Source organism: Nonomuraea rhizosphaerae (genome assembly GCF_019396405.1).
GTDB classification, from domain to species: Bacteria; Actinomycetota; Actinomycetes; order Streptosporangiales; family Streptosporangiaceae; genus Nonomuraea; species Nonomuraea rhizosphaerae.
The window spans coordinates 1-7,244 of the sequence record NZ_JAHKRL010000541.1 but is presented as its reverse complement, the minus strand read 5'-3'; the positions used below and the strand labels follow the sequence as shown (position 1 = coordinate 7,244).

The 7,244-nt window shown below is 71.4% G+C and carries 4 protein-coding genes; 2 read left to right on the top strand and 2 right to left on the bottom strand.

The annotated features are described in order from the left end of the window. On the top strand, positions 1–1,530 hold a 1,530-nt coding region (locus tag KME77_RS28085; RefSeq protein ID WP_219471987.1), incomplete at its 5' end, for an ABC transporter permease. Positions 1,531–1,580: 50 nt separating this feature from the next. Here KME77_RS28085 and treS read toward each other — a convergent pair. Next, entirely contained in the window at positions 1,581–3,272 is a 1,692-nt protein-coding gene (gene treS, locus KME77_RS28080) for a maltose alpha-D-glucosyltransferase (protein ID WP_219471991.1), read from the bottom strand. A 262-nt stretch (positions 3,273–3,534) separates the two neighbouring features. After that, positions 3,535–5,181: an asparagine synthetase B family protein gene (locus tag KME77_RS28075; protein WP_219471985.1), complete on the bottom strand. Its 1,647-nt coding sequence runs from the start codon at positions 5,179–5,181 to the stop codon at positions 3,535–3,537. 71 nt (positions 5,182–5,252) lie between these two features. On the opposite strand from KME77_RS28075, the gene KME77_RS28070 reads away from it, so the two are divergent. After that, positions 5,253–7,097, top strand: coding sequence for a hypothetical protein (locus KME77_RS28070; RefSeq protein WP_308250945.1), 1,845 nt, complete (start codon positions 5,253–5,255; stop codon positions 7,095–7,097). Positions 7,098–7,244 lie beyond the last annotated feature (147 nt).

Sequence of the window (7,244 nt, the reverse complement as noted above, 5' to 3'; positions counted from 1 at the left end):
CGGGACAACCGGCTGCTCGGCACGCTGCTGGCGCTGTTCGGCATGGTGGGGCTGGTGGCCGCCGCGCTGGCGCTGGCCAACGCGGCGGGCGGGCGGGTGCTCGGCCAGCTCCGCGACCTGGCCACGCTCAAGTCCATGGGCTTCACCCGGGGCCAGCTCGCGCTGCTGCTGCTGGCCGAGCACGGCGCGCTCGGCCTGCTCGGCGTCTGCGCCGGCACGCTGGCCGGCTGGGCGGTCACGGTGGCGGTGCTCGGCACCACCTCGGTCGCGCCGGTGCCGGTCCTGGCCATCGTCGGGGGCACCGCGCTGGTCGTGCTGGCCGCCGTCGGCGTGCCCGCCTGGCGCGGTGGCCGCACCCCGCCGATCCCCGACGCCCCCGCCGCGCCGCCGCGCGGCCACCTGTCCAGGATGGCCAGGCTGGCCCTGCTCGTACGACTGCCGCCGGCGCTCGTCCTCGGCACCCGCGACGCGCTCACCAGGCGGCTGCCCGCGTTCCTGACCGCGTTCGGGCTGGCCGTGCCGATGATGATGATCACGATCGGCCTCGGCGTCTGGTCCACCCTGGACAACTTCCTCAGCCACCCCGAGCAGGTCGGCCAGCACGCCAGCCTGTACGTCAGGCCGGGCAAGACCGCGCCGGGCGAGGCCGAGCGCATCGCCCGCTCCGACAGGGACGTCCAGGCCGTCTACCCCGGCACCGACGTCAACGCGCTGGCCCCGGGTGAGGCGCGCTCGGTCAGGGTGCGGGCCATGGGCAGCTCGACCGCCCCGTACCCGTTCCCGGTCGTCGAGGGCCGCATGTACGGCCGGCCGGGCGAGGCCGTCGCGGGGCAGGGGCTGCTCGACCTGCTCGGCGCCAGGATCGGCGACCGGATCCGGCTGACCGTGGGCGGCTCGCCGCTGATCGTCCGGATCGTCGGGCGCAACGTGGAGCCGGACCTCGACGGCGAGGTGCTGTCGGTGGGCCTGGACAGCCTGGCCGCGAAGGACTCCGTGCCCCCCGAGTTCTACGCGCTCGCGCTGCGCCAGGGCGCTGACCCCGGCGAGGTGCGCGGCAGGCTGCTGGCCGAGTCGGGCGAGAACCTGGACGTGCAGCGGGTGGTCAACCCGGCCGACCGGCTCTCGATCATCCGGGTGGTCATCGTGGCGCTGATCTCCGTCCTGGCCCTCATCGGCCTGGCGAACCTGCTCACCGCCAGCGCGCTCGGCCTGCGCGACCACGCCTTCGACCTGGCCGTGCTCAAGGCCATGGGGCTGACGCCGCGCCAGGTGGCGGCCACGCTGGTGACCGGGACCGGCCTGCTGGTCGTGCTCGGCGTCGGTGCCGGCACGGCCGTCGGCGCCTCGGTCGTGACCTGGCTGATCGACCTCCAGGGCGACGCCAGCGGGGTGGGGGCGGGCATCGGCCGCCCGCCCTCCGCCGTCACGCTGGTGATCGCCGTGGTGGTCGCCGTGGGCGCGGCGCTGGCGGTCGCGCTCATCCCCGCGCGCCGAGCGGCCCGCGCCCAGGTTCCCATCACATCACGCTGACGTCAGACCATCAGGAACGACTGACGTCAGACCATCAAGATCGGCTGACATCAGACCTTCTTGATCGCGAACCAGTAGAAGCCGTGGCTCGCGAGCGTCAGCAGGTAGGGCAGCTCGCCGATGACGGGGAAGCGCACCTCACCGCGCGCCTCCACCGGCGTCATCCCCAGGAAGCGCCGCAGGTCGAGCTCCACCGGCTGCGGGTGCTTGGACAGGTTGTTCACGCAGAGCATGATGTCGTCGCCGTCCTCGCGCATGAACGTGAGGACGGAGGAGTTGGACGACCACATCTCGGTGTACGCGCCCACCCCGAACACCGGGTGCTTGCGGCGGATCTCCAGCATGCGGCGGGTGAAGTTGAGCAGCGAGCCCTCATGGCGCTGCTGGGCCTCCACGTTGACTGCCTGGTAGCCGTAGATCGGGTCCATGACCGCCGGCAGGTAGAGCCGTCCCGGGTCGGCAGAGGAGAAGCCGGCGTTGCGGTCCGGGCTCCACTGCATCGGCGTGCGCACCGAGTCGCGGTCCTCCAGCCAGATGTTGTCGCCCATGCCGATCTCGTCGCCGTAGTACATGACGGGCGAGCCGGGCAGGCTCAGCAACAGGGCCGTGAACAGCTCGATCCGGTCCCTGTCGTTGTCCAGCAGCGGCGCGAGGCGGCGGCGGATGCCCAGGTAGGCCCGCATGCGCGGGTCCTTGGCGTACTCGTTGTGCATGTAGTCGCGCTCTTCCTCGGTCACCGTCTCGAGCGTGAGCTCGTCGTGGTTGCGGAGGAAGATGCCCCACTGGGCGGTGTCGGGCAGCTTGGGGGTGCGCGACATGATCTCCGAGATCGGCTCGCGCGTCTCCTTCTTGACCGACATGTAGATGCGCGGCATGAGCGGGAAGTGAAAGGCCATGTGGCATTCGTCGCCGCCCACCGTGGGGTCGCCGAAGTACTCGACGACGTCCTCCGGCCAGCCGTTCGCCTCGGCGAGCAGCACCCGGTCGGGGTAGAGGCGGTCCACCTCGGCGCGGATCTTCTTCAGGTACGCGTGCGTCTCGGGCAGCCCCGCGCAGGCGGTGCCCTCCCGCTCGAACAGGTACGGGACGGCGTCCAGGCGGAAGCCGTCGATGCCGAGGTCCAGCCAGAACCGCAGCACCTCCAGCATGGCCTCCTGCACCGCCGGGTTGTCGTAGTTGAGGTCCGGCTGGTGGTGGAAGAAGCGGTGCCAGTAGTACTGCTTGCGCACCGGGTCGTAGGTCCAGTTGGACTCCTCGGCCCCGATGAAGATGATCGGGGCGTCGGGGTAGCCGGTGGGCTCGTCGGACCAGACGTAGAAGTCGCCGTACGGGCCTTCGGGGTCGTGCCGGGACGCCTGGAACCAGGGGTGCCGGTCACTGGTGTGGTTCATCACGAGGTCGGTGATGATCCGCAGGCCGCGCTCGTGCGCCGCCTCGATCAGCTGGATGAAGTCCCCGAGGTCCCCGAAGTCCGGAAGGACCTTCATGTAGTCCGAAATGTCATACCCGCCGTCGCGCAGTGGCGACTCGTACAGCGGGAGCAGCCAGAGGCAGTCCACGCCCAGCCATTCGAGATAGCCGAGCTTCTCGATGAGACCGCGCAGGTCTCCGGTGCCGTCGCCGTTGGAGTCCTTGAAACCGCGGACCAGGACCTCGTAGAAAACCGCCCGCTTGTACCAGGCGGGATCCGCAGAGACGAAGGCCTCGGAAATCGGCTCCGGCAATGGGGATGCGTTGATCATTATGTCGCTCACAGAAGGAAGTGTGGGCAGGACGGAGTCACCGGTTTCCCCGGCGTTGACTATCTGGTGACCGCGCCGCGTGAGGTCGTCATCCCTGCGAACCCCATGCCCTCGGCGGACCGGATTTGTGACCCGGTGCCCGCTTGTGCGGCGCTTACGGGCCGAACACTATCAGCCCGTTGGCTTTCCGGAACCCGCTTGTGCTGTGCTCGGTGTAATACCCGCGAGATCTCCGTGTAACCGTGATGTTACCGAGAGTTCATCAGAAAGGGGACGTCAGTTCACCGAGATCGTTTTCGAAGTCGCTCAGCCAGAGCCCGAACAGCACCAATCCGCGCACCCAGAACCGGTCGTTCCAACCGGTGAACCGCGTCAGCGCGTCCGGGCCACCCGCGATGACCATGTGCAACTCGTCCGACAGCAGGTCGGGCACCCGTGCGGCGACCGTCTCCAGCATGCGGTGCGCGTACGCGCGCGCGGGCGCGGCCGTCGAGCGCAGCGGGACGCGCAGCAGCGGCTGCTTGACCACGTTCGTGGACGGCAGGGCGGCCGCCCGGGGGTTGGCGGCGTGCAGCACCTCGCGGTAGAAGCGCCCCTTGTCCTTGCGCGCGACCCCTACCGACAGCGCCGCGTCGAAGAAGTCGGGGTGGATGAACGGCGCCGCGAACGACGCCTCCGGGCCGACCAGGTTGACCGCCGAGCGCGCGATGCCCCGCACGGTCCGCGTGTGCAGCACCGACAGCGGCAGCTCCGCCTTGTGCCCGTGCAGCATGGACGTCGCGGCGGCGAACTGCTCGCCCACCGTCTCCTCCATCCACGCCCGCGCCGCCGCCGACAGGAACGGCTGCGAGGGGTCGCCCAGGCTCAGCGAGCGCAGCACCGCCGCCGACCGCTCGGCCTGCGTGGTGGCCTCCAGCGCGGCCCCGCTGACCATGAAGTTCTTCAGCAGCGGGCCGCCCGCCAGGCCGTCCACCAGCATCCGGCCCGACTGGTGCACCTCCTTGGCGAACGGCGCGTACCAGGCGTGATGCGGGGTCAGGTACTCCAGCCGCCGGGCCACCTCGGCCGCGTCGCCGGGATAGTCGCCGGCCGACTGCGTGATCACCCGGTGCGGGATGCCCAGCTCCCGCGTGATCGAGCGGGCGAACGCGATGTCGGTGTCGGTGCCGTCGTCCGGGCTGGTCGTCCACGACTCCACGTCGAAGCCGCGCGCCTTGGCCACACCGGCCAGCAGCCGCGAGTCGTAGCCGCCGCTGACCGGCACCAGCAGCTTGCGCCCGTCGTAGTCCTTGTAGACCTCGTGCAGCAGCTCCACGATCTCGTGGGCGCTGGTCCACGCCTCGTACGGCTCGCGCCGCAGCCAGCGCGGCAGCCTGCGCTCGGTGCTCAGCCGCTCGCCGTCGAAGACCAGCGCGCTCGACCCCGGCAGCCTCCTGATCCGCTGGTACGGGGTCGCCTCGCCCAGGGGGAAGGTCACCTGGAGGATCGAGGCCCAGGCCGACCAGTCGATCTCGATCGGCACCAGCGACTGCAGCGGCTGGATGAGCGAGGAGAAGTAGACGGCCTCGCCGTGGCGTACGTAGTAGACGTCCACCAGGCCCAGCGCACCTGTGTGCAGCGTGGTCCGCGCGCGCCCGCCGGCCAGGTCGCCGATCAGGCCCGGCGTCTCGTAGGTCTCGGCGATCGAGATCCACTCGTCCGCGCCCGCCGGCCTGCGCTCGCCCCACGAGAACGCGAACGCCTCCTGGGCGCGGTGGTAGGGCGGCAGCGGCGTCGAGCTGAACAGGGCCGCCTCGCCCGTCTGGAGCGCGGGCCGCACGCGAGGACCCGCGGCGGCGAGCTTGCCCAGCACGACGGGATCGATCCGGCCGAGAGCGCCGCAGACGTAGGGCCGCACATTGAACTGCACCGGATCTCATCCCTTCAAGCTGCTTACTGCAAAAAGAGTATCCTTTGCCGGGCTAGGAATCGGAGGTCTCGGTGAGCACTGAGCTGGAGAGCACAAGGCGAGCGCTACGTGAAGCGATCGCTCAGGCCGAGCGCGCGGCCGAACTTGCCAGGCTGCTGGACGCAGCCCAGGTCCGGCTCGCCGAGGCCGAGAGCCACGCGGCGGAGTCCAAGGCGCTCGCCGAGCGGCTCGCCGACGCCGAGGAGCGGCTGGAGACCGAGCGCGCCGCGGCCGAGAAGCTGCGCAAGGAGCTGGCCGAGCAGCGCTTCCAGGCCGAGGTGGCCAACTGGAAGCTCTCCTCGATCAAGGTGGCCCGCTGGAACAGGCTGGGCGACGCGATCAAGAGCGGCAAGAGCAACCCCGTCCGGCTGGCCAGAGGGCTCAAGGGCGCCGCCAAGCCGGTCAAGCGGCCGAGCGCGCCCAAGCGCAGGCCCATCCCGGTCGTCAAGGCCAAGGACGAGCGGCCCGGCGCCGCGTACCAGGCGACGACCTCCACGCGGACGCTGAACGGTGCCTCGTTCAAGCTCAAGCCGTTCCGGGTGCCCACCGGCCCCAACACCCGCCCGCACATCACCGCCGCCGTGATCGCCGACCCGCACACCGAGGCGCTGCTGCGCTACGAGTGGCGGCAGACGACCGGCTTCACCCCGCGCGACTTCGCCAGGGTGCTGCCGCTGGAGGTGCCCCACCTGCTCGTGGTCGAGTCGGTCACCCAGGGGCCGTGGGCCGAGGAGGTCATCGGCGAGCCGGGCGAGGGCCTGCGCGCGCTGCTGGCCTGGTGCGCCGAGCGGGGGATCCGCACGGTGTTCTGGCACACGCAGGGCGAGGCCGACGACTACGCGGCCGCCGCCGGGCTGTTCGAGCACCGCTTCACCAACGACATCGCCGTGGGCTGGCCGCGCCTGCAGTTCGGCGTGCAGCCGCGGGTGCACAACCCGATCCCGCTGGCCGGCGGCCGCATCGACCGCGTGCTCACGCTCGACCAGCTCCTGCCCGGCCACCTGACCTACCCCGACGTGCTGACCTCCTACCGCTGGCCGGCCGCCGTCGACTGCCCGCCCGGCACCCCGCAGTGGCGGCTGGCCGAGCTGGCCGCCTGCGGCACCTCCATCGGCGACGAGCCCGACTCGCGGCGCGCGCACGTGGCGATCCGGCGCGCGTACGGGACCGGGACCATGTCCGAGCGGACCGACGACCTGCTGGAGGCCATCGGCCTGCCCGCCGTGCGGCCCACCCTGAACACCTCCGTGCTGCTGCCGGTGCCCGACTCCGAGCTGCTGGAGCACGCGCTGGCGCAGGTGGCCAGGCAGTCGGGGGTCGCGCAGGCGGTCGTGTTCGCCTGGCGCGGGGCCGAGCAGCGCGTACGCGAGGTGCTGACGGGCATCGACGTGGTCTTCCGCGACCTCGACCCGGCCGCGACCACCGGGGCCATGCTCGACCACGGGCTCGACCTGTGCGAGAACGACCTGGTCGCGGTGATGGACCCGCGCGACGTGTACGGCTCCCACTACCTGAGCGACCTGCGGCGGGCCTTCCTGTTCAGCACGGCCGACATCGTCGGCAAGGCCGCCTTCTACGCCCACCTGCGCAAGCCGCAGGCGACGCTGCTGAAGCAGCCCGACGCCGAATACTCCTACCTGCCGGAGATCGCCGGGGCCACGCTGCTGGCGCGGCGCGGGCCGCTGCGCGAGCTGGGCTTCGCCGACCTCACCGAGGGGTGGGACGAGGTGCTGATGCGGCAGTGCCGGGCCGACGGGGTCAAGGTGTTCTCGGCCGACCGGTTCGGGTACGTGCGGGTCCGCGACGAGGACCGGTGGCTGCTGGGGGCGGCGCAGCTGGTCGAGTACGGGTCGGCGGAGCCGCACGCGCTCATCTAGGGTTTGTCGGGTGACCCCGGAACAGCTCGCCGAGGTGCTCGGCGAGCCGCCGGTGCCCGAAGGGACGTGGGAGCGGGAGGCCGTGTACGTCTCGGCCGCCGCCCTGCGGCGGGGCGTCCCGCCGGGGGAGCTGGCGGCGCGGCTGGG